Raw genomic sequence first — 23,959 nt, forward strand, 5'->3', positions numbered from 1 at the left:
CTGACAAAGCAGTACCTGCAAGTGTGTCAGCTAAGTAAGGGATTCATTTTTATGAGGGCACGGTTTTTACACTTCATATTTTTAGCGCTTCTGACTGTAATACTGACGGTTTCAAGCGTTTTCGCCAATCCTGCGTCTTCAACCAAACAACGTAAGAACATCCTGTATCTTAATTCCTACCATAATGGATACGCATGGTCAGACAATCTACTCGAAGGCTTTAAAGAGCGGATTCAAGACAGCCCGTATTCTATTATGTTGCAGGTAGAATATCTCGACTCAAAAAAGTTTCCCTACAATGACGCAGTGAAGCACATCATAGATTTGTTCAGACGCAAATTTGCTCACACAACATTTGACCTTATTACAGTTTCAGACAACGACGCATTTAACTTTATTATTGAATACGGGGAGGAGCTCTTTCCCGGAGTTCCTGTTGTTTTTGTCGGCGTCAACGATTTCAAACCGTCTTTGATTAAAGGCAAAGAAATTACTGGCGTCATGGAAACATTTGACGTTGCTTCAAATATCCGTCTCGCACTCGAAATGCATCCTAACCTCAAACAAATGATCATTATCGGCGACGAGTCTGTTACCGGTAAAGCCATCCGTAAACAGGTTATCGAGGGCCTGCCTACTATTGATAAGGGATTGAAACTACAATTCTGGACAGATCTGCCCCATAGAGAAATTATCCGACGCGTTAAACAGGTATCACCTGATACTTTTTTCTATTTTATTCCAATGTATCGGGAAATTGACGGGCAATTTTATTCCGCGCAGGAGTTGTTGCAAAAAGTACATGACAACACCACAGCCCCTCTCTACTCCAACTGGAGATTCCTGCTTGGCTCCGGCATCCTCGGCGGAAAACTCATTTCCGGCATTACAGACGGAAAAATGGCAGCCGAACTTGGTTTGCAAATTCTTGACGGTACTCCTGCCAGCGATATCGCCGTCATCTCAGAAAGCGCTTCCCCATGGGCATTTGACTACAATGAACTTAAGCGCCTTCACTTGAGCGAACGTGAACTCCCGGCACCGGCTGACATGATCAACGCTCCAAGCAGGTTCTACGAATTAAACAAGCAGGTCTTCTGGACAATTATCGTCAGTCTTATCCTGCTTACCATCACTCTCGTACTGCTGGTGATGAATATTCTTGAAAAAAAATCCGTAGAACAAAAGATCAAAGACCAATTATCCTTTTTGCGTCTGCTCATGGATACTATCCCTATTCCTATCTACTCAAAAGACAAGTACGGGCGGTACCAGCAATGCAACCTTGCCTTTGAAAAATTTTTCGGCATCCAGCGTGATGATATTTTAAACTGTAACGAATGGGAATTACAGGAATTCGGTCTGTCTCAGCTACAACATCCTATCGATCACCAATTACTGCATGAACAAGGCGAATCGATTTACGAACAGACTATTTCGTCCCGCGAAGGCAGCGTACATAACATTCTGCTGCACAAAGCAACTAATGTGAACGCCCGTGGTGAAATCGCTGGCATGGTTGGTGTTATTTTTGATTTCACCGACCGCAAAAAAGCTGAAGACAGTTTGCGCTTTGCAGAAGAAAAATATCGTTCCATATTTGAAAATTCCCCGCTTGGCATTTTCCGTGTACGTCCTACCGGCGCGTTTGTTGACGTGAACCCTGCTTTTGCCAGAATGGTCGGCTACACCACTCCGCAAGAATTCATGGCACATGAAAATACAGCATTGGACGATCTGTTGCAGGGCGTAGATTTCCACAAAGCACGGGCCAACGAAATTTTAACATTTGAACGTTCACTATTACGTCCTGATAATACTACTATTGCCGCAAACATATCTATACGAGTTGTCCGTGACCGCTTAAATAATATTGAACTCCTTGAGGGCTTCTCAGAAAACATTACCACTCGCAAACGTGCAGAAAAAGCTCTGCGCAATTCAGAGCGTATGCTACAATCTGTTATGGACAATATCCCGCAGCTTGTTTCATGGAAAGGTAACGATTTTAGATACATGGGAAGCAACCGATCTTTTGACAGATTTTTTGATGTCAAGCATGCCCGTGAACTTATCGGCAAAACCGATTTTGAGTTCTTGTCCAACAGTCAAGATGCCGCGACCATGCAACAAGCTGAGAACATGGTGCTCGCCCACAATATTCCTCAGTTGAAGTCAAAAGAACGTATTACAGACAAAGACGGCAACCTTGTATGGCTGGAAATCAACCGCCTACCACTTCATGGAGACAAAGACGAAGTTGTAGGTCTGTTATCCACTGCGGAAGATATTACGCAGCGCATCAACCTTGAGCGCCAGTTACTGCAATCACAAAAAATGGAAGCTATCGGCACGCTGGCCGGCGGCATCGCGCATGACTTCAACAACATCCTTACATCCATCATCAACTCTGTTGAGCTGGCGCTTATTGATATCGATGAAGAAACACTTACTTGTAATGACCTTGCACGGGCACTGCGGGCCGCACAGCATGGCAGCAGTCTGGTTAAAAAAATTCTTACCTTCAGCAAACCATCTGTCGCAGGCTTCCGCACTACTGACCTTTTAGAAGTCATGAATGAGTCCGTTGGCCTTGTGTCCGCCTCTCTGCCGCGCAACATTAATATTGAAACAACATATAATGTTGACCACGCCCACACATTCGGTGACCCGACACAAATGAATCAGGTAATTATGAATATGTGCACAAACTCATTTCAGGCATTACGCGAACATGGTGGAACATTACGTCTGGAAGTTGACGAAGAATTTTTACCTGAAGAAAAAGCAAGCCAGTTCAATATTCCCGAAGGCGAATACTTCAAACTGATCATAGAAGATAATGGTCCCGGCATCACTTCAGAAATTCAGGATAAAATTTTTGACCCATTCTTCACCACAAAAGGAAAAACTGAAGGAACAGGATTAGGACTTTCTGTTGTGCTCGGAATCATTAAAGGACATGGTGGGGGAGTCGAAGTGAGCAGTATTCCTTTTGTCCGGACAGCCTTCACTATTTACCTGCCGCACATCGACCGACCTGTTCTTGAAGCAGAGACGCAACTCACAGAGAAGATTCTTCAAGGGGAAGGGCGTATTCTTTTTGTAGAAGACGATTCAGACCAACTCGAAACAATCCCCAGAGTTCTCAGAAACCTAGGCTATGAGGTTGACCCGATAGGCGATGCTGCGGTAGCTGCTACTATGATTAGCGAACGTCCAGAATCATGGGATCTCGTTATTACAGATTTTGACATGCCGGAACTGAATGGGCTTGAACTGGCAAAACACATCAGCAAAGCAGCACCGGAACTCCCTGTAATTATGGTTTCCGGCCGAAACATTGCAGCCAAGGGTGCAAGAGAAATTCCATCTGTGAAAACTCTTGTCAGCAAACCCTACAACAGTTCGATAATTGCAAAAGCTATTACGTCGGTACTTCGCCCGTTGCAATAAGTCTCTCATTTAGCCGCCCTACGAAAGGGCATTGACCACCTCAACGTTTCGGAAATTGAGCATGCCCAACATTCTTATTATTGATGATGATGTTAATATCTGTGAGACATTTGAAAGTCTCCTTTCTCGCCTTCAATACAACTGCGCCACAGCGCAGACTATTGCCAAGGGTTTCGACCTGCTCCGTGAACGTGAATTTGACGTGCTTTTTCTTGATGTCCGTCTTCCTGACGGCAACGGACTGGACTACCTTTCCGACATTGCACACTTTGACAACCCACCGGAAGTCATCATCCTTACAGGAGACGGTGATCCTGCCGGCGCAGAAACAGCTATCCAACGCGGGGTATGGGATTATCTTGTAAAACCTGCTTCAATCAAAGAAATAACCCAGACGCTCAAACGTGTACTCAAATACCGTCAGGAAAAGCTGGATAAAAGAGGTGATACAAAAACATTGGAAGTTGCGCACATGGTTGGCACAAGCTCAATCATACGCAACTGCTTCAACCTTATGGCACAAGCCGCATCCACAGATGCCAACGTGCTCATCACTGGCGAAACCGGAACAGGTAAGGAACTCACCGCCCGCACCATCCATGCAAACAGCAAGCGTACCCAAGGCGATTTTGTTGTTGTAGACTGTGCAGCGCTTACCGAAACATTGCTTGAATCCACTCTCTTCGGACACAAAAAAGGTGCCTTTACCGGTGCGCAGACAGACAAAGACGGGCTTGTAAAACTCGCCGACAACGGCACCCTATTTCTTGATGAAGTGGGCGAAATGCCCCTTAATATCCAAAAATCATTTTTACGTTTTCTTCAGGAACGTGTATTTCGTCCTGTAGGAGGCACGGTGGAAGAAAAAAGTAACTTCCGCCTTATTTCTGCGACAAGCCGTAATTTAGCAACTATGGTTGAGCAGGGAGAGTTTCGCCGTGATCTTCTCTTCCGTTTAAAGACCGTCCATATTGAACTGCCTGCCCTTCGTTTACGTAACGATGATCTCGAGCTGTTGTCCAAATTCAGAATAGAACAGCTCTGTAAGCAATATGGAATGCCGGTTAAAGATTTTTCTGCGGACTTTTTCCCGATGCTGGCCAAGTATGACTGGCCCGGGAACGTTCGCGAACTGTTTAACGCTCTAGAACAGGCGTTAGTTGCAGCTGGTTCAGAATCTGTCTTATATGCCAGACACCTTCCAGCTGACATCCGAATTAAAATCGCACAGGCAAACCTTACACGAGGACTGGAAAATCAGACAACTCATGCTGACAAGGCTCCGGCGTCTGAAAAATCAGACAAACGAGCTGCAACTCCATTCTCTTTTTCGTTTGACGCGCTGCCAACACTACGACAGTTTAAGTCGGATATGGAAAAAAAGTACCTTTTACAGCTTATCGCACAGCATGGTTCCAACATTCATGAAATGCTGGAAACTTCGGGATTATCCCGCTCCCACTTCTATGCGTTGCTTAAAAAGTATAATATCTCCTTATAAAACAAGATTGATAAAACAAATACTGTAAACGTGAATTTTCCGTAAACAACCATTGTTTGTGTACTCATTTTGTTGTAGAAGGAGCAACGATGTTATAGTTGTCTGATATTTAAGACATGATAAACTCCTAAGTTTATAAGCAAATGTATTTTCGATTCACTTTTATCGTTCAATACTGAGTGAACAAGCTTCGGCGAGTCTTATTTTTCAGACACAAATGTGATTCTTGAAATTCAATGAAAACGTTTAACATGGGTAACACCCTGATTAGACACGGTTTATCAAAAATCACACAAGTGGCATATCTTTTGTATTGGTTAATACGATCACCCTGTTTTTTCTGTCGAGGAATGCGGGGCGGGGATAAACCCGCGTTCCAAGCAATATGTCTTAGCACTGCAACGATCAGAAAAGCAGGACAGCATGACCCACATGCTTTCAGGCTACATAAAGGAGTTACTCTAATGGCCAAGACTATGAAAACTATGGATGGTAACACTGCTGCCGCGCATATCGCGTACGCACTGAGTGACACGGCTGCGATCTACCCGATCACTCCATCATCCAACATGGCAGAAGCTGCAGACGACTGGGCAGCTGCCGGCAAAAAAAACATCTTTAACCAGACAGTTTCTGTCCGTCAGCTTCAGTCAGAAGCTGGTGCGGCTGGCGCAGTACACGGCTGTCTCGCAGCAGGTGCGCTGACCTCTACTTTCACAGCGTCTCAGGGCCTCCTGCTCATGATCCCTAACATGTACAAAATTGCTGGTGAGCTTCTCCCTGGCGTTTTCCATGTTTCTGCACGTGCTCTCGCATCACATGCACTCTCCATCTTCGGTGACCACCAGGACGTAATGGCTTGTCGTCAGACTGGCTTTGCTTTCTTGTGTTCCAACTCCGTACAGGAAGCTATGGATATGGCTCTCGTTGCTCACCTTGCAGCAATCGAAACCAGTGTTCCTTTCTGTCACTTCTTCGACGGCTTCCGTACATCTCACGAACTTCAGAAAATCGAAGTTATCGACTACGAAGATATCAAAAAAGTAGTTAACTACGAGAAAATTGAAGCATTCCGTCAGAACGCAATGAATCCTGAGCACCCACACCTCCGTGGTACTGCTCAGAACCCAGATATTTACTTCCAGGCACGTGAAGCTTGTAACACATTCTACGATGCTGTTCCTAATGCAGTTATCGATGCAATGGCTAAAGTTGAAAGCATCACCGGCCGTTCCTACAAACCTTTCGAATTCGTTGGTCACGAAAATGCAGAACGCGTAATCGTATGTATGGGTTCAGCTAACGAAGCTATCGAAGAAGTAGTTAACTACCTCCTCGAAAAAGGTGAAAAAGTAGGTCTTCTTAAAGTTCGCCTTTTCCGTCCGTTCTCTATCAAGCACATGCTCGAAGTTGTTCCTGCTTCTGCAGAAGTCTTCACAGTTCTTGACCGTACAAAAGAACCAGGCGCTATCGGCGATCCTCTTTACCTTGACATCTGTGCAGCATTTAAAGAACACGGCGAAATGCCAATGATTCTTTCCGGCCGCTACGGTCTCGGTTCCAAAGAATTCACTCCTGCTGACGTACTCGCAGTATACGAGAACATGAAAGTAACCGCTCCTAAAGACCACTTCACTGTTGGTATTACGGACGACGTTACCCGTTCTTCCCTCACTGTTGGTAAAGTACTCGACACCGTACCTGCTGGCACTGTTCAGTGTAAGTTCTTCGGCCTTGGCGCTGACGGTACTGTTGGTGCTAACAAGCAGGCTATTAAAATCATCGGTGACAACACCGACATGTACGCACAGGGTTACTTCGCTTACGACTCCAAAAAGTCCGGCGGATTCACTGTGTCTCACCTTCGCTTCGGTAACGAAAAGATTCAGTCTACATACCTCGTTAACGCTGCTGACTACGTTGCTTGTCACAAGTCTGCATACGTTAACCAGTACGACCTCCTCGATGGTATCAAGGACGGCGGTATCTTCGTACTGAACTCTAACTGGTCACCAGAAGAGATGAACGAACATCTGCCTGCTTCCATGAAGCGCGCTCTGGCTGAAAAGAACATCAAGTTCTACAACGTAGACGCAGTTAAGATTGCGACTGAAGTAGGCCTTGGCGGTCGCATCAACATGGTTATGCAGACTGCATTCTTCAAGCTTGCTGATGTTATTCCTTTCGATCAGGCTGTTGCTTACCTTAAAGATTCCATTAAGAAAGCATACGGCAAAAAAGGTGATCACATCGTTAACATGAACGTTCAGGCTGTTGATAAAGCTGCTGACGCTCTTGTTGAAGTTAAAATTCCTGCAGACTGGGCTAACGCAACTGACGATTCAGCTTGCACCGGTGATGCTCCAGAATTCATTACCAACGTTGTTCGTCCTATCCTTGCTCAGAACGGTGACAAACTTCCTGTTTCCGCTTTCGAACCGGACGGACTCTTCCCAGTTGGTACTGCAGCATTTGAAAAACGCGGCGTAGCTATTCTCGTACCTGAATGGGTACAGGACAACTGCATCCAGTGTAACCGTTGTGCTTACGTTTGCCCTCACGCTGCTATTCGTCCAGTACTTGCTACTGAAGAAGAGCTTGCAGAAGCACCAGCTACCTTCACTACTATCGATGCTAAAGGCAAAGAAGTAAAAGGTCTCAAATACCGCATGCAGGTTTACGCAGAAGACTGCCTTGGTTGTGGTTCTTGTGCGAACGTTTGTCCTGCAAAAGAAAAAGCACTCGTTATGAAACCGATCGAAACTCAGATTGAAGATCAGGTTGCTAACCTTGCTTTCGCGGAAGAAGCAATTGAAATTAAAGACGCAATCATGTCCCGTGACTCCCTCAAAGGCTCTCAGTTCCAGCAGCCTCTGATGGAATTCTCCGGCGCATGTGCGGGTTGTGGTGAAACTCCATACGTAAAACTTCTCACCCAGTTGTTTGGTGAGCGTATGATCATCGCTAACGCAACCGGTTGTTCTTCCATTTGGGGTGCATCTGCACCTACCACCCCGTACACTGTAAACAAAAACGGTCACGGTCCTGCTTGGGGTAACTCCCTCTTTGAGGATGCTGCTGAATTTGGTTACGGTATGGGCATGGCTTACAAACAGCGTCGCAACAAACTTGAAGACGTTGTAAAAGAAGCTATCGACACCGTTGAAAACGCACAGCTCAAAGATGCTCTCGAAGCTTGGCTCGCAGTTAAAGACCAGGGCGAAGCATCCGCAGAAGCTGGCGAAGAAATCCTCGCACTTATCGAAGCAGGCGTAGACCACAGTGCTACCGCACATGAGCTCTACTCTATGGCTGACCTCTTCACCAAAAAATCCGTATGGGTATTCGGTGGTGACGGCTGGGCATACGACATCGGCTTCGGTGGTGTTGACCATGTTCTCGCTTCCGGCGAAGACATCAACATTCTCGTAATGGATACCGAAGTGTACTCCAACACCGGTGGTCAGTCTTCCAAAGCTACCCCACTCGGCTCCATCGCGAAAATGGCAGCTTCCGGTAAGAAAGTAGGTAAAAAAGACCTCGGCCTTATCGCAATGTCTTACGGCTACGTTTACGTTGCATCCGTATCTATGGGCGCAAACATGAACCAGGTTCTCAAGGCATTCAAAGAAGCTGAAGCATTCGACGGTCCGTCCATCGTTATCTGTTACGCACCTTGTATTAACCAGGGTATCCGTAAAGGTATGGGCAAATCCATCGAAGAAGAAAAACTCGCAGTTGAAACTGGTTACTGGCCGCTTTACCGCTACAACCCAGTTCTCGCTGACGAAGGTAAAAACCCATTCATGTACGAATCTAAAGCACCTAACGGTGACATGCAGGCGTTCCTTTCCGGTGAAAACCGCTACGCACTGCTCGAAAAGATCGCACCTGAAGAATCTAAGCGTCTCCGCGCTCAGATTGAGGAAGATTACCTCAAACGTCACAAATACTTCCAGACCCTTAGTGAACTCCCTGGCATTGCAGTAGCTCCTGTTGAAGCAGCTACTGGTACCGCTCAGGAAGCTTCTGCAGACCATTGCGAAATCGCACAGTCCGCAGAAACTAACGGTAAAGAAGGCGCAGGCGAAGCTTGCGACGACGGCCGCGCCGCTAAATAGCGCGTAGGCTACTAAGCTGTTAAAGGTTCCCGGCTAGGGAGCGGAAGCCCGACCCGGGAACCTTTTTATTCAATCGTATCCGTTTTAATGGTGGATAAACGGATACGGTTGCTAACAACCTAAATGAGGAGCGTTTTCTTATGTTGGCAATGTTTGCTGTTCTGCCTATTCTGGCAGCTCTTATTTTGATGGTAGGCCTTCGCTGGCCTGCAACTAAGGCTATGCCTGTTGCTTGGGCATGTGCTGTTCTTGGTGCGATGGCAGGTTGGGGTCTTGATGCTAGCTACGTAGCAGCTATGTCTTTCCACGGTCTCATTACAGCAATTTCCGTACTGATCATTGTTTTTGGTGCGATTCTCATTCTCTACACACTGCAGTACAGCGGTGGTATGGAAACTATTCAGTACGGTATGCAGCAGATTTCCGGTGACCGCCGTATTCAGGCTATTATCATCGGTTTCATGTTCGCAGCCTTCATTGAAGGTGCTGCAGGCTTCGGTACTCCGGCTGCTCTTGCTGCTCCACTGCTTCTGTCTCTCGGCTTCCCGCCGCTTGCAGCTGCAGTAATCTGTCTCGTATTTAACTCTTTCCCAGTTACCTTTGGTGCTGTTGGTACTCCGATTATCCTCGGTCTTAAATACGTTCGTCCACTCGTAGATCAGGCTGTTGCCGCTGGCATCCCTGGACTTAACTTTGCATCTGCTGATCAGTTCAACGCTGTAATCGGCCAGTGGGCAACTGTTTTCAACGCACCAATGATTTACATTCTTCCTATCTTCATGCTTGGTTTCATCACCCGTTACTTCGGTGTTAACCGTAGCTGGAAAGAAGGCTTTGGCGCATGGAAATTCTGTGTATTTGCATCTACCGCATTCATCGTACCTTACCTTGCGTTTGCATGGTTGATCGGCCCTGAGTTCCCATCCCTTATCGGTGGTCTCGTTGGTCTCGGTATCATCATTCTTGGTGCTAAAAACGGTTTCTGCATGCCTAACGATCACTTTGACTTTGGTGATCACGAAAAATGGGATCCAGAATGGACTGGCGACATTAAAGGTGGTGGTTCTACCAACTTTACTGCTCACATGTCTCAGTTCCGTGCATGGCTTCCATACATTCTTATCGGTGTGATCCTTGTTATCACCCGTATTCCTGAACTTGGTCTCAAAGGCATGCTCGCAGGCGTATCACTCAACTTCGACGCAGGCTTCCTTGGTCACCCTGAAATTACAAATGCTATTAAGTACCTTTACCTGCCAGGTACCATTCCATTCATTCTTGTTGCTATCATCACCATCGTCCTCCATGGCATGAGTGGCGAAAATACCAAGAAAGCTTGGACTGAAGCTATCGTAAAGATGAAGAACCCTACAATTGCTCTCGTATTCGCAGTAGCACTCGTATCTATCTTCCGTCTTTCCGCTAACAACCCTGCAGGTCTTCCTTCCATGCCTCTGGCATTGGCGGAAGTTGCAGCTAACATCTTCGGTGGTGCATGGCCTATGTTTGCATCCTTCGTTGGTGGTTTAGGTGCATTTATTACTGGTTCCAACACAGTATCTGACCTTCTCTTCGCTGAATTCCAGTGGGGAATGGCAGCACAGCTCGAGTTGCCTCGTCAGCTGATTGTTGCTGCTCAGGCAGTTGGTGGTGGTATGGGTAACATGGTTTGTATCCACAACATCGTTGCTGCTTGTGCGGTTGTAGGTCTCTCCGGTCAAGAAGGCGCCATCCTTCGTCGCACCGTATGGCCTTTCCTTCTGTACGGAATCGTGGTTGGTATCGTTGCATCTGTATGCATCGTTATGTTCCCAACCCTCTTCTAAAATATACTTTGCCGGAGACAGCCGACAGGCTGTCTCCAGCTTTCTTGCTAGTGTATTGAAGAACGGGGCTACTGCGGAAGTGTGCCCCGTTTTTTTAAAAGGTTCGGTCCTCCTGTTCGTTGCCGGTTAATTGTGAACAGGTTGAATACCGTTTGTAGACAACATGATTATTGAGGAGAACTCCGTGATTAGTGCGTCCTTAACTAAAGAATTTGAAGCCGTAGTAGGCAGTGAAAACGTATTTACCTCTGAGCCAGAGCGTCAGGCATATTCTTATGACTCTGCTGTGCTTGAACCTGTAACCCCTGCATTGGTTGTTCGCCCGACCAATTCTGAAGAGCTGGGCAAAGTTATCGCTCTTTGTAACGAAAACAACTGTCCAATTACTGTACGCGGTGCTGGCACAAACCTTTCAGGTGGAACCATTCCAGACAAACGCGACGGTATTGTTGTTCTCACCAACGGCCTTAACAAGATCCTCGAAATTAACGAAGAAGATCTCTACGCTGTTGTTCAGCCTGGTGTTGTTACAGCACAGTTTGCGCAAGAAGTTGCAAAACGTGGTCTGTTCTACCCACCAGACCCGGGTTCTCAGGCTGTTTCCACCATTGGTGGTAACGTAGCAGAAAACGCTGGCGGCCTTCGTGGTCTCAAATACGGCGTTACTAAAGATTACGTAATGGGCTTGGACTTTTTTGATGTTAACGGTCAGCTCGTTAAAACTGGTTCCCGTACTGTTAAGTGCGTAACCGGCTACAACCTTGCTGGCCTTATGGCTGCTTCTGAAGGCACTCTCGGTGTATTCAACGAAATTATCCTCAAACTTACTCCGCCACCTGCAGCTTCTAAAGCTATGATGGCAGTATTTGATGATGTTAACAAAGCTTCTGAAGCTGTTGCTTCCATCATCTCCGCGCACGTTGTTCCTTGTACTCTCGAGTTCATGGATCAGGCTGCTCTTAAACACGTTGAAGCATACACCAAAGCTGGCCTCCCAGTAGAAGCTGCTGCTATTCTTCTTATTGAAGTAGACGGCCATCCAGGACAGGTTGCAGACGAAGCTGCTGTTGTAGAAAAATGTCTCACTAAATCCGGTGCAACTGCTGTTCACGTTGCAAAAGATGCTGAAGAGAAATTCAAACTGTGGGAAGCTCGTCGTAACGCGCTGCCAGCACTTGCTCGCGCTAAGCCGACCACTGTTCTTGAAGATGCAACAGTACCTCGTTCCCAGATTCCTGCAATGGTTGCAGCAATTAACGACATCGCAAAGAAATACGATCTCGCTATCGGTACCTTCGGCCACGCTGGCGACGGTAACCTGCACCCGACTATTCTTTGTGACCGTCGTGATGCTAAAGAATTCCATCGAGTAGAAGAAGCTGTCGATAACATCTTCGACGTAGCCCTTTCCCTCAAAGGTACTCTTTCCGGCGAACACGGTATCGGCATGGCAAAATCCAAATGGATGGAAAAGGAAACTTCCCGCGCTACTATTGACTACTCCCTCAATATGAAGCGTGCGATTGATCCTAACAACATCCTCAACCCAGGCAAAATCATCGCAGGTTAATATTATGTCAGCAGATCTTACAAAACTTGCGAAGCTCCTTCAGGAGCTGGACGATCAGATGGTTGCCTGCATGAAGTGCGGCATGTGTCAGGCTGTATGTCCAGTTTTCTCCGAAACTATGAAGGAGTCTGACGTAACCCGTGGTAAAATTGCCCTGCTCGAACGTCTTGCAGCAGAACTCATCAACGATGCAGAAGGTGTTCAGGAAGCCCTGAACCGCTGTCTGCTCTGTGGTTCCTGTGGCGCTAACTGTCCTTCCGGTGTACAGATCAGTGATATCTTCATTAAGGCTCGTACTATTGTGAACCAGTACATGGGCCTTTCCCCAGTGAAGAAAGCTATCCTGCGCGGCATGGTAGGTAACCCTAAGCTCTTTAACATGCTTCTCGATTTCGGTTCTAAATTCCAGAACCTCATGACATCTAAGGCATCAGAAAAACAGGGTACCCGTAAAGCACCTTTACTCGAGCCATTTATCGGTAACCGTCATTTTAATCCGGTTGCTAAAAAGTCACTGCACGCTAAATATGGTACTATTGATACTCCAGCTGGAAAATCCGGCATCCGAGTTCTCTTCTTCCCTGGCTGTGTAGCTGATAAGATGTACACCAACATGGGTGAAGCATGTCTGAAGGTATTTAAACACCACGGAGTTGGTGTCTGGATGCCCGCAACTCAGGCGTGTTGTGGTATCCCTGCTCTTTCTGCAGGTGATAAAAAAGCCTATGATAAGATGGTGAAATACAATACAGAAATCTTTGCAGAGGGCGAATACGATTATATTGTTGCTCCTTGCGGTTCCTGTATTTCCACCATCATGAAATACTGGCCTAAGTACGGTAAAGAGTACCCGGCCGACATGCAGAGAAAAATTGAAAAAATTGCTGCTAAAGCAATGGATATCAACGAATTCCTCGTAGATGTTCTGGGTGTTAAGCCGGAAGGTGAAGCACCTAAGGGCGGAAAAAAGGTAACCTTCCATGACTCTTGTCACCTTAAGAAGGGCCTCGGCGTAGCAGAACAGCCACGTGACCTTATCCGCATGAACAGCAACTACGAACTGGTAGAAATGAATGAAGCGGATCGCTGCTGTGGATGTGGCGGTACCTTTACATTATACCACTATGATCTTTCTAAAAAGATCGGGGGACGTAAACGTAACAACGTTATTGAGACGGGTGCTAATGTTGTATCCACAGGCTGTCCGGCTTGTATGATGCAACTGAACGATATGCTTTCACAAAACGGCGACGACGTAGAAGTAAAGCATAGCATCGAACTCTACGCTGAAACCCTATAGTCGCTTTGCGATTTATGGTTCAGTGACGACGTCCTGAACTTACAGACTGAAACAAATCCGTACATTGTCGGAATGCGGGAATGCTTCTTGCCAATACGCAAACAATATTGCGTAACAGCTTGAATTTTCTACTGCATCAGGCAATGTACGGGTTTGTCATCGGTCTGCAGAAGTATTCTCCAGGAAGCGGTTCTGGGGATGCAGGTTCGATAATTTTGGCTAGTATCAATGGATATGCAAGGAGTCCATAGTGTCCCACAACCTTTACATTACAGCTACCGAAGCAAGAACAGGTAAATCTGCTGTTGTTCTCGGCATGATGCAGTTGCTTACCAAAGACATTAGCAACGTTGCGTTCTTCCGCCCTATCATCAACGATGATGAAACCGGTAAAAAAGACCACGACATTAACCTTATTCTTGAATATTTCGGTATGGATATCCCTTACGAGGATACCTACGCGTACACGCTCAATCAGGCACGTGAATTGATCAACAACGGTCAACGCTCCATGCTGCTTGAAAATATTCTCAACAAATACACTCAGCTTGCCAACAAATACGATTTTGTTCTTTGCGAAGGAACAGACTTTCTTGGCAAAGATGCAGCATTCGAATTCGATCTCAACGCAGATATCGCCGCAAACTTAGGCTCTCCTGTTCTTGTTGTTGTCAACGGACAGAAACAGGACTGTGAAGAGATCATCAGCTCTACTAAGCTCACACTCGATTCCCTTGAAGATAAAGGACTCGATATTGTCGCTGCTGTTATCAACCGTGCAGAAGTAACCTCCGCACATTGTGCTGACATTATTTCCCAGCTCGGCACTAAAGAAGGTGCGGAAAAAGCACTTGCTGTTTACATCATTCCTGAAGAACCAACCTTAAGCAAACCAACCATGAAAGACGTGGCGGACTGGCTTGAAGGTGAAGTTGTTTACGGTGAAGACCGTCTTGATTCCCGTGTAGACGACCTGTGCGTTGCTGCAATGCAGATTGGTAACTTCCTCGACTACGTCACAGAAGCCAGTCTTGTTATTACTCCTGGCGACCGTTCTGACATCATTATTTCTGCCCTCGCATCCCGTATGTCTTCCGCATACCCGGATATCTCCGGTATCGTTCTCACCGGCGGTCTTGAGATGGCAAAAAATGTTCGCCGCCTTGTAGAAGGCTGGTCTGCTGCGCCGATTCCTGTAGTCAGCGTTAAACAGCACACCTACCTTGCTATTCAGGTTCTGAACCAGCTTTACGGTAGAATTGACCCGCAGGATAGCCGCCGCGTTGCTACTGCCCTCGGTATTTTCGAAGACAACGTAGACACAGCTGAAATTTCCCGTCGCGTTATCTCCCGTAAATCTGACAAAATTACGCCGAAGATGTTTGAGTTTAACCTTATTGAAAAGGCTAAAGCTAACAAAATGCGCATTGTTCTCCCTGAAGGTCAGGAAGAACGCATTTTGCGTGCAGCTGAAATGCTCAACCGTCGCGGCGTTGCAGAAATCATTCTCCTTGGCAATATTGATGTTGTTAAGCAGAAAATTTCTGACTTAGGTCTTCAGCTCTCTGATGTTGCGATTATCCAGCCGGAACTTGCGCCTAATTTTGAAGACTACGTAGAAACCTACTTTGAAGCACGTAAGAAAAAAGGCATCAGCATGGAACACGCTCGTGATACCATGTGTGATACCACCTACTACGGCACCATGATGGTTAAAAAAGGCGATGCAGACGGCATGGTATCCGGTGCGGTTAACACCACTGCCCACACAATTCGCCCTGCGTTTGAGTTTATTAAAACCAAACCGGAAGCTTCCATTGTTTCTTCCGTTTTCCTCATGTGTCTTAAAGACCGTGTTCTCGTATTCGGTGACTGCGCAGTTAACCCGAACCCTACCTCTGAACAGCTTGCTGAAATCGCAATAGGTTCTGCAGACACTGCACGCATCTTCAATGTCGACCCACGCATTGCAATGCTTTCCTACTCCACCGGTTCTTCCGGTAAGGGTGCAGACGTTGAGAAAGTTATTGAAGCAACAAGAATTGCACATGAACGCGCTCCTCATCTCGAGCTGGAAGGCCCACTCCAGTATGATGCTGCGATCGACGCTGACGTTGCTGCAACCAAGCTTCCTGATTCAAAAGTTGCCGGTAAGGCCACCGTATTTATTTTCCCTGACCTGAATACTGGTAACAACACTTACAAAGCTGTACAGCGTGCTGCAAATGCAGTGGCAATCGGTCCGGTCTTGCAGGGACTCAATAAGCCTGTTAACGACTTGTCTCGCGGTTGTACCGTACCAGATATTGTAAACACTGTTGCCATTACAGCAATTCAGGCACAGGCAGAAAAAGGGCTTATCTAGCCAAGCCATTTAAAGGATAAAAATAGATGAACGTACTCGTAATTAACTCCGGCTCTTCTTCCCTCAAATTTCAGCTGATCAATATGGAAAACGAAACCGCTCTTTGTTCCGGTCTCGTAGAACGTATCGGTCAGGATATGGGTAAACTTGTTAACAAGCTTGCTCCAGATACTGATGACGAGCGTAAAGTTGTTATCGACGAGCCATTTGCAGATCACGAAACCGCTATGAAGCGTGTTGTTGACCTGCTCACCGACGAAAACGACGGCGTGATCAAAGACAGATCTGAGATCTACGCAATCGGCCACCGTGTACTCCTCGGTGGTGAAGAGATCAAAGAATCTGTAAAAGTAACTGACGAAGTAAAAGAAATCATCCGCAAATACATTCCACTCGGTCCTTTGCACAACCCTGCAAACCTTGCTGGCATTGAAGTTTGTGAACACCTTTTCCCGGGCACTCCTAACGTTGGTGTATTCGATACCGAATTCCATCAGACTATGCCTGAAAAAGCATTTCTCTACCCGCTTCCATACGAGCTTTACGAAGATCTCAGAATTCGTCGTTACGGCTTCCATGGTACTTCCCACCGTTTTGTTGCTAAAAGAGCAGCTAAATTCCTCGGTAAAGCACCAGAAGACGTTAACCTCGTTATCTGTCACCTCGGTAACGGCTGCTCCATGTCTGCTGTAAAAGCAGGCAAATGTGTTGATACCACTATGGGTATTACTCCTCTCGAAGGCCTCATGATGGGTACCCGTTGTGGTGATATCGACCCTGCTCTCGTTCCTTTCATCATGGAGCGTAAAGGTCTTACCGGTGAAGAAGTTGACACCCTCATGAACAAACAGTCCGGTCTCTTCGGTATCTGCGGCATGAGCGACATGCGCGATATCCACGCTGCAGTTGATAACGGCGATACAAAAGCTGAAACTGCTCTCGACATGTTTGTTTACCGCATCAGAAAATACGTTGGTTCCTACTTTGCAGCACTCGGCAATGTTGACGCTATCGTGTTTACTGCCGGTATCGGTGAAAACGACGACATCGTTCGCGAAATGGTTTGTGCAGACATGGACCTCTTCGGTCTCAAAATTGATACCGAAGAAAACGCTACCCGTCGTGGCACTGAGCGTTCTTTGAATGGTGGTGGCAAGACAGAAATCCTTGTTATTCCAACCAACGAAGAACTCGAAATCGCTCAGGCTACTGTAAAAGTACTCGGTTAGTATTTCAGTTTATTTGCGAAGATAATCCGGAGCAGAAACGTGCCGGTTTCTGCTCCGGTATTTGCCATTTTACCGAAAGAGGTATATCCCGAAGCATCTTCTTTGGGAGGGAATACATGATCGGAATTTACATAGGCTCTACAGACGCATTTGCGGGAAAAAATATTGTATTGATGGCTTTAGGGCTTGAGATGCAACGACGTGGCATGCGTGTTGGTTACATGAAGCCTGTGGGTTCTATTCCCAAACGAGTTGACGATGTCTTCGGGGATGAAGACGCCTTAGTCATCCAGGAACTTCTCGGTCTCGAGATTTCTCCAGATATACTTACGCCGGTAATTATTCCAGACAACCTGAGAGCCACTACCCTCTCAGATGAAACAGACGCTCTGGCCGCCATCCAGAGTGCCTACAACACCATTTCTAAAGACAAAGACGTTATGCTTGTCGGCGGTTGTGGCTCCATCCAGTATACCGGCACCCACAGGGGTGTGGATGGCATTACACTGTCGAAACAGCTTGGATTGAAAACATTACTCGTTGATCGCTATCACCGAAACAGGCTTAACTACGATGCTGTTCTCAATATAAAGAAAACACTCGGCGACGACATGCTCGGAGTGCTTTTTAACGATGTTCCTGAAGATTTTTCACGCGATACTGAAGACATTCTGATTCCTTTCTTAAATAGAAACGATGTTAATGTGTTTGGTACTGTTCCTCGCGACCCTATGCTTAACGCCATTAAAGCATCAGAGCTCGCCTGGCGGCTCAAAGGGAAAATTATCTCAGGAAATTCTCAATCCCAGCGAATAATTCAGAACTTCCTGATTGGTACAATGCAGGTGGAAAACTTCATGACATATTTCCGCCAGTCATCCAATCTTGCCACCATTGTTGGTGGTGACAGAACAGACTTACAGCTTATCGCTATGGAAGGTGGCTGTCCTTGTCTTATTGTGACAGGCAACATTACTCCTAACGAAATTGTACGTACCCGCTCCGAACAACTTGGTGTACCTGTGATTCAGGTTTCAGAAGATACCTATACTGTTGCAAAATGTATGGAACTTATTCTGAACAGCCAAAAACTTCGTGAACTGGTAAAAATTAAACGCGGCGCTGAACTTGTTGATAACGCGTTCAATTACAATTTGTTGTGTCAAAAACTGTCACTGAACTCTGAATAGCATTACGCCCAGCCCGACCGAATTAGTTGCCACAAAGCAAGTACGGATTGCATTACTGCATATGCATTACTTTTCTGCTGTCATTCTAGATCCCGGCAGAAAAGTTGAGTGTCCCGTACGAGCAAAGCCTACTAGTTGCCGCTTTGCTGAATTTGTCCGGAAGACCGAATTCTGTACGACATTCATCCGATGAGGAGATTCTACAACCTTTACGGTTGCTGTTCTGCATACACCAAAACCGCCTGACTCGTTTCAGGATGCAGCGGTGAAGGGTATGTTCAGCGGTATTCCTATGGAATGCCATAGTCTCAGGAGTGTCACATGAGCGACATGAAAGAGCTTTTTTGCGAAAAAGCAAAACTGGTAGCAGCTAAAGTTACCAGCATTAAGTCCATGGATGAAGCGTTTGCATACGCTGCAAACTACGTTGCAGAAAAAAATCCATGCGAACTTCTTATTCCTTCCAGCCCAGACGCAGCACAGCCAGAATTTGCTGAAGAAAAAATTATGGCTGCCCCAGAACTTTCCGATGATCAGTACGCAGCTCTCGCAAAAGCTTGTGAAGCTAAAGGCGTAAAGCTTATCAAATCCGGTATGCGCAACTACATGGCTGGCATCGACGCCGGATTCACCATTGCTGACGCAGGATTCATTGAAACTGGCTCTATCGTTCAGCAGTCCAACGGAGAAGAACTGCGCCTCGCAACCATGGTTTCCGAAGTACATATCGCTGTGCTTCCGGCTTCCAAAATATTCGAGGACTCCATCGCAGCAGAACAGCTTCTGCTCGAACTGATGAGTGGCGTTGCCTACACCGCTGTTATCACCGGCCCAAGCCGTACCGCTGACATCGAACGCACACTTGCTATCGGTGCACACGGCCCACTCGAACTCCACATTCTTCTCCTGGAGGACTAATCATGCATAATGCTGAAAATCTTAAAGAATATCGTGAAGACATGCAGGAAGCTCTTGATAACGAGTTTCTGCGTAAAGCCATGGACGCTTTTGCTGTTGGGTACCGTGAAAACCGTGCAAAAGCTTTTGCCGGCATCGACGAAAGAGCACTCATCGGTAAAATTGCTGACTGTAAAGACTATGCTGTAAAAAACCATGCAGCACTGTTAAAACAGTTCACAGAAGAAGCTGAAAAACGCGGCGTTCATGTTCACCTTGCAAAAGACGCTGAAGAAGCTAACAGCATCATCGCTAAAATTGCAAAAGACAACAACGTTAAGAAGATCATCAAATCTAAGTCCATGACTTCTGAAGAAACTCTTCTTAACCACTACCTCGAAGACGAAAACTTCAATGTTGTAGAAACTGACCTTGGTGAATGGATCATTCAGATGCGCCATGAGGGCCCTTCCCATATGGTTATGCCTGCAATTCACCTTTCCCGTTACCAGGTTCAGGATCTCTTCTCCAAACGCACTGGCCAGAAACTTGATTCTGACCCTGTAAAACTTACTAAAGTTGCTCGTCGTGAACTGCGCCGTGACTTTGCTGATGCAGACATGGGTGTTTCCGGTGCTAACTTCTGTGTTGCTGAAAACGGTCACATTGGTATCGCAACAAACGAAGGTAACGCTCGTCTTACCACCACAGCTCCACGCATCCACGTAGCAATTGCAGGTATCGACAAGCTCGTACCTAAGCTGACTGACGCTCTGACTGCCCTTAAGGCACTCCCGCGTAACGCTACCGGTCAGGCTCTGACCTCCTACGTAACTTGGATCGGCGGTGCAAACGAATGTGCTATTGGCGAAGATGCCAAAAAAGAAATGCACATCGTTTTCCTTGATAACGGTCGTTCTAAAATTGCAGAAGATGAAATGTTCTCTCAGATTTTCCGCTGCGTACGCTGTGGTGCCTGTGCGAACGTTTGTCCTGTTTACCGTCTCGTTGGCGGCCACAAAATGGGTCACATTTACATCGGCGCTATCGGCCTCATTCTCACCTACTTCTTCCACGGTGAAGAAAAAGCGAAAAACCTCGTTCATAACTGTATCAACTGTGGTGCATGTAAGAGCGTGTGTGCTGGCGGTATTGATCTTCCAGGTCTTATTAAAGAACTCCGTGCCCGCATCAATCAGGACAACGGTATGCCTATTGAGACCAACCTTCTCGGTAAGGTTCTCAAAAACCGCAAACTGTTCCACTCCCTGCTCCGCTTCGGTAAATGGGCACAGGCTCCAATGAAACAGGGTCCATTCCTGCGTCACCTTCCGCTTATGTTCATGAAAGATCAGGGCTTCCGTTCTTTCCCGACCATTGCTGATAAGCCGTTCCGCGATCGCTTCAAAGCAATTAAGCCAATGGTACACAATCCGGACCACCGCGTTGCTCTTTTCTCAGGCTGTGTTCAGGACTTTGTATACCCAGAGCAGATGGAAGCTGCAGTAAAAGTTATTGCTCGTCATAACGTTGCTATCGACTTCCCAATGGATCAGAGCTGTTGTGGTCTCCCTGTTCAGATGATGGGTGAAAAACAGGCTACCATCGACGTTGCTAAACAGAACGTTGATGCATTTGAAGGCGCTAACTGCGATTACATCGTCACCCTTTGTGCTTCTTGTGCTTCCCATTTGAAAGAAGGCTACGGAGAACTCCTTGCAGACGAACCGGGCTACAAAGAAAAAGTAAAACGTTTCTCTGCTAAGATCATCGACTTCTCATCTTACGTTCATGACGTATTGGGTGTTACAACTGACGACTTCAACAAGTCTGATGAAAAAGTTGCATACCACTCATCTTGTCACCTCTGTCGTGAACTCAAAGTTGTTGAACAGCCTCGTAACCTTATCGAAATGGCTGGCGATTACGCTCCTTCTGCGGAAGAAGATGTATGTTGTGGCTTTGGCGGAACTTTCACCGTTAAATTCCCGGAACTGTCTTCTACCCTTCTGGACAAAAAACTTACCAACATTGAAGCAACTAACGCTAAACGCCTTGTTGCAGACTGCCCGGGCTGTATCCTGCACCTGCGCGGCGGCTCCAATGTTCGTAAAAACGACATGAAAGTCACCCACATTGCTGAGCTTCTCGCAGAGAATCTCAAGTAATACTGACCTTCGCATTGAATCAAAAAGGGGCGCATCTGCGCCCCTTTTTTTTTATTCAGTTACATTTCGCTGTAGTACCCGTAGCACAGAATAAACTTATTTATACTCGCAGAAATAAATATTCCCTATGGTATTTCAAATGTTGCTATTGCTATGACGCAATATTGAACCATTTGCCAAGAACCAATGAATAAGAACGTATTCTTACTTATACTAACTGTAACAAACAACTAAAAACTAAAACAAACTACAATAACTCTGTCTTTTATTTATTTTTTTTAATAGAGTTATTAACTTTACATCGCTCTTGCCGATAAGCCTATTACGACAACACTGGATAGATTTTCACTCAAGGGGACAACATGTTTAGGAAAATAACTATTAGAGCCCGTGTATTTCTACTTTTAGCAGTTTTCTTACTGTTCATCTTAGGGATACTTCTTTTCAATGCACGCTCAACAATGCAGTCAAACGACGATGCAGTTCTTCATTTACAGAAAATTATGCTGAATGGAGAAAAAGACACACTCAAAGTCGCAACCCACTCCTTAGCACTCGCCATCAGCTCTCATCTCAACGGAATCAGCGACAAAGAGACACAGCACCGAATTATTCAAGACTCAGTAGAAACAGCTCGATTTAAAAAAGATAACTCCGGCTACTTCTTTGTATACGAAGGCACTACCAACGTTGCACTACCAACGAAAAAAAGCCTTATCGGCAAAGACTTAGGCCAGGTAAAAGATAAAAATGGTGTGTACTACGTTCGGGAATTAAAAAATGCTGCAGCTTCCGGTGGTGCATTTGTCCAATACGTTTTCAACAAGCCGGGACAAGGTGATCAACCGAAACTTGCCTACGCAGAAGCGATTCCTGGAACTCAATATTGGGTAGGAACAGGCGTTTACATTGATAATATTGAGAAAGACGGACAAATACTTCGAGCAGAACTGGATGACAGTATGAAGCATAACATGCTCATCCAGCTTTCCTTCATAGGTTGTATCCTTCTTTTCGGACTGGCACCATTCTGTCTTTTCCTTGTTCGTTCTATCGTTACGCCCGTTCAGGACGCAAACGAGGTTGCCCAGCAGATCGCTAATGGAAATCTTAATGTCACCATTAGGACAGAAGGGAACGATGAAGTTTCAGCCCTTCAAGCATCCCTTACGGTCATGGCAAAAACATTGCGCGAAAATAATGATGACATGGCAGCCAAGGAAAAAGAAGCACAGCACCAAGCTTCTATTGCCCGTGAAGCCGCAGCAAAAGCAGAAGAAGCAATGCAGCAAGCAGCAGTTGCCACCAGTGAAGGTATTAATACCGCAGCAGAGCGCCTTACAGGACTCGTAGGCAGCATTAACGCCAGTTCAACTGACCTTGCGGCAACCAGCCGCCAACTCGAGCAGGGGTCAGAAGTTCAACTTACCCGTATCAGTGAAACAGCAACTGCCATGGAAGAAATGAACGCAACAGTGCTTGAGGTTGCCCGCAATGCAAGTGACGCTGCAGAACGTACAGAGCGTTCCCGACGTCAGGCTGCTGAAGGGCAAACGGTTGTCAACGACACCATCAGTGCCATTAACGAACTGCAGAAAATCACAAGCGAATTGCAAAACAACATGAATCTGCTTGGCAAAGAGTCTGATGCAATCGGTCAGGTGATGACTATAATTAATGACATCGCAGACCAGACAAACTTGCTTGCTCTTAACGCTGCAATCGAAGCAGCACGCGCAGGCGATGCCGGACGCGGGTTCGCTGTCGTAGCAGACGAAGTCCGCAAACTTGCAGAAAAAACCATGGGCGCCACAAACGAAGTCGGTAACAGCATCAACACTATTCAGCAGCTTGCGCAAAAAAACATCACAGGCATGGAACAATCTGCAGATGCGATGCAATCCACGGCACAACGCTCACAGGTTTCTGGAGAGATGCTTGAGTCGATCGTTGAGATGGCCGATGCAGCCGCATCACAGGTGCAATCCATTGCAACAGCTGCGGAAGAACAATCAGCCGCGTCTGAAGAAATCACCAAATCTATTGAAGAGATCAACGCTATTGCAAACGAATCACGCTCAATGGCTAGCAACGCCGAGCAAAGCGTATCTACTCTGCATGACGAAGCACGCAACCTTCAGGAGATTATCTTCGAACTTAAAGAAGAAGCAGCGCGATAAATTGTAACACTAGAACATACTGCCCTTAAAAAGGCTGTCCTGTATTAGCAGGGCAGCCTTTCTTCATTTCTAATTGTGCTGCACTCCGTCTAACATTTCTGGCTCGAACTAAAGTCATTTGGTAACGCTCCAGCTTCAGCAATAACAGATGTTATC

12 protein-coding genes are annotated in these 23,959 nt (G+C 46.4%); all 12 read left to right on the forward strand.

Translation table 11 applies throughout. The features are described 5' to 3' along the window. Positions 1-51: 51 nt before the first annotated feature. Positions 52-3,456, forward strand: coding sequence for a PAS domain-containing sensor histidine kinase (locus F461_RS0105745; protein WP_020000198.1), 3,405 nt, complete (start codon positions 52-54; stop codon positions 3,454-3,456). 61 nt (positions 3,457-3,517) lie between these two features. Continuing rightward, positions 3,518-4,957, forward strand: coding sequence for a sigma-54-dependent transcriptional regulator (locus F461_RS0105750; protein ID WP_020000199.1), 1,440 nt, complete (start codon positions 3,518-3,520; stop codon positions 4,955-4,957). Positions 4,958-5,421: 464 nt separating this feature from the next. After that, entirely contained in the window at positions 5,422-9,078 is a 3,657-nt protein-coding gene (gene nifJ / locus F461_RS0105755; protein WP_020000200.1) for a pyruvate:ferredoxin (flavodoxin) oxidoreductase, read from the forward strand. Between the two features lie 140 nt (positions 9,079-9,218). Further along, positions 9,219-10,904, forward strand: a complete 1,686-nt coding sequence (locus tag F461_RS0105760) for an L-lactate permease (RefSeq protein ID WP_020000201.1) — start codon at positions 9,219-9,221, stop codon at positions 10,902-10,904. 184 nt (positions 10,905-11,088) lie between these two features. Next, a complete protein-coding gene (locus F461_RS0105765; protein WP_020000202.1) occupies positions 11,089-12,474 on the forward strand; it encodes an FAD-binding oxidoreductase in 1,386 nt (461 codons plus the stop codon). 4 nt (positions 12,475-12,478) lie between these two features. Further along, positions 12,479-13,774, forward strand: a complete 1,296-nt coding sequence (locus tag F461_RS0105770; RefSeq protein WP_020000203.1) for a (Fe-S)-binding protein — start codon at positions 12,479-12,481, stop codon at positions 13,772-13,774. Between the two features lie 250 nt (positions 13,775-14,024). After that, positions 14,025-16,139, forward strand: a complete 2,115-nt coding sequence (pta, locus tag F461_RS0105780) for a phosphate acetyltransferase (protein ID WP_020000205.1) — start codon at positions 14,025-14,027, stop codon at positions 16,137-16,139. A 26-nt stretch (positions 16,140-16,165) separates the two neighbouring features. Further along, on the forward strand, positions 16,166-17,368 hold the full coding sequence (locus F461_RS0105785; RefSeq protein ID WP_020000206.1) for an acetate kinase: 1,203 nt from the start codon (positions 16,166-16,168) through the stop codon (positions 17,366-17,368). A gap of 116 nt (positions 17,369-17,484) precedes the next feature. Further along, on the forward strand, positions 17,485-18,558 hold the full coding sequence (locus tag F461_RS0105790; RefSeq protein WP_020000207.1) for a DRTGG domain-containing protein: 1,074 nt from the start codon (positions 17,485-17,487) through the stop codon (positions 18,556-18,558). 321 nt (positions 18,559-18,879) lie between these two features. Continuing rightward, positions 18,880-19,476: a lactate utilization protein gene (locus F461_RS0105795; protein WP_026364641.1), complete on the forward strand. Its 597-nt coding sequence runs from the start codon at positions 18,880-18,882 to the stop codon at positions 19,474-19,476. A 2-nt stretch (positions 19,477-19,478) separates the two neighbouring features. Then, complete coding sequence (gene ldhH / locus F461_RS0105800) at positions 19,479-21,623, forward strand: L-lactate dehydrogenase (quinone) large subunit LdhH (protein WP_020000208.1); 2,145 nt, start codon at positions 19,479-19,481, stop codon at positions 21,621-21,623. A gap of 362 nt (positions 21,624-21,985) precedes the next feature. Beyond that, on the forward strand, positions 21,986-23,803 hold the full coding sequence (locus F461_RS0105805) for a methyl-accepting chemotaxis protein (protein WP_020000209.1): 1,818 nt from the start codon (positions 21,986-21,988) through the stop codon (positions 23,801-23,803). Positions 23,804-23,959 lie beyond the last annotated feature (156 nt).

The organism is Halodesulfovibrio aestuarii DSM 17919 = ATCC 29578, assembly GCF_000384815.1.
Taxonomy (GTDB): Bacteria; Desulfobacterota; Desulfovibrionia; order Desulfovibrionales; family Desulfovibrionaceae; genus Halodesulfovibrio; species Halodesulfovibrio aestuarii.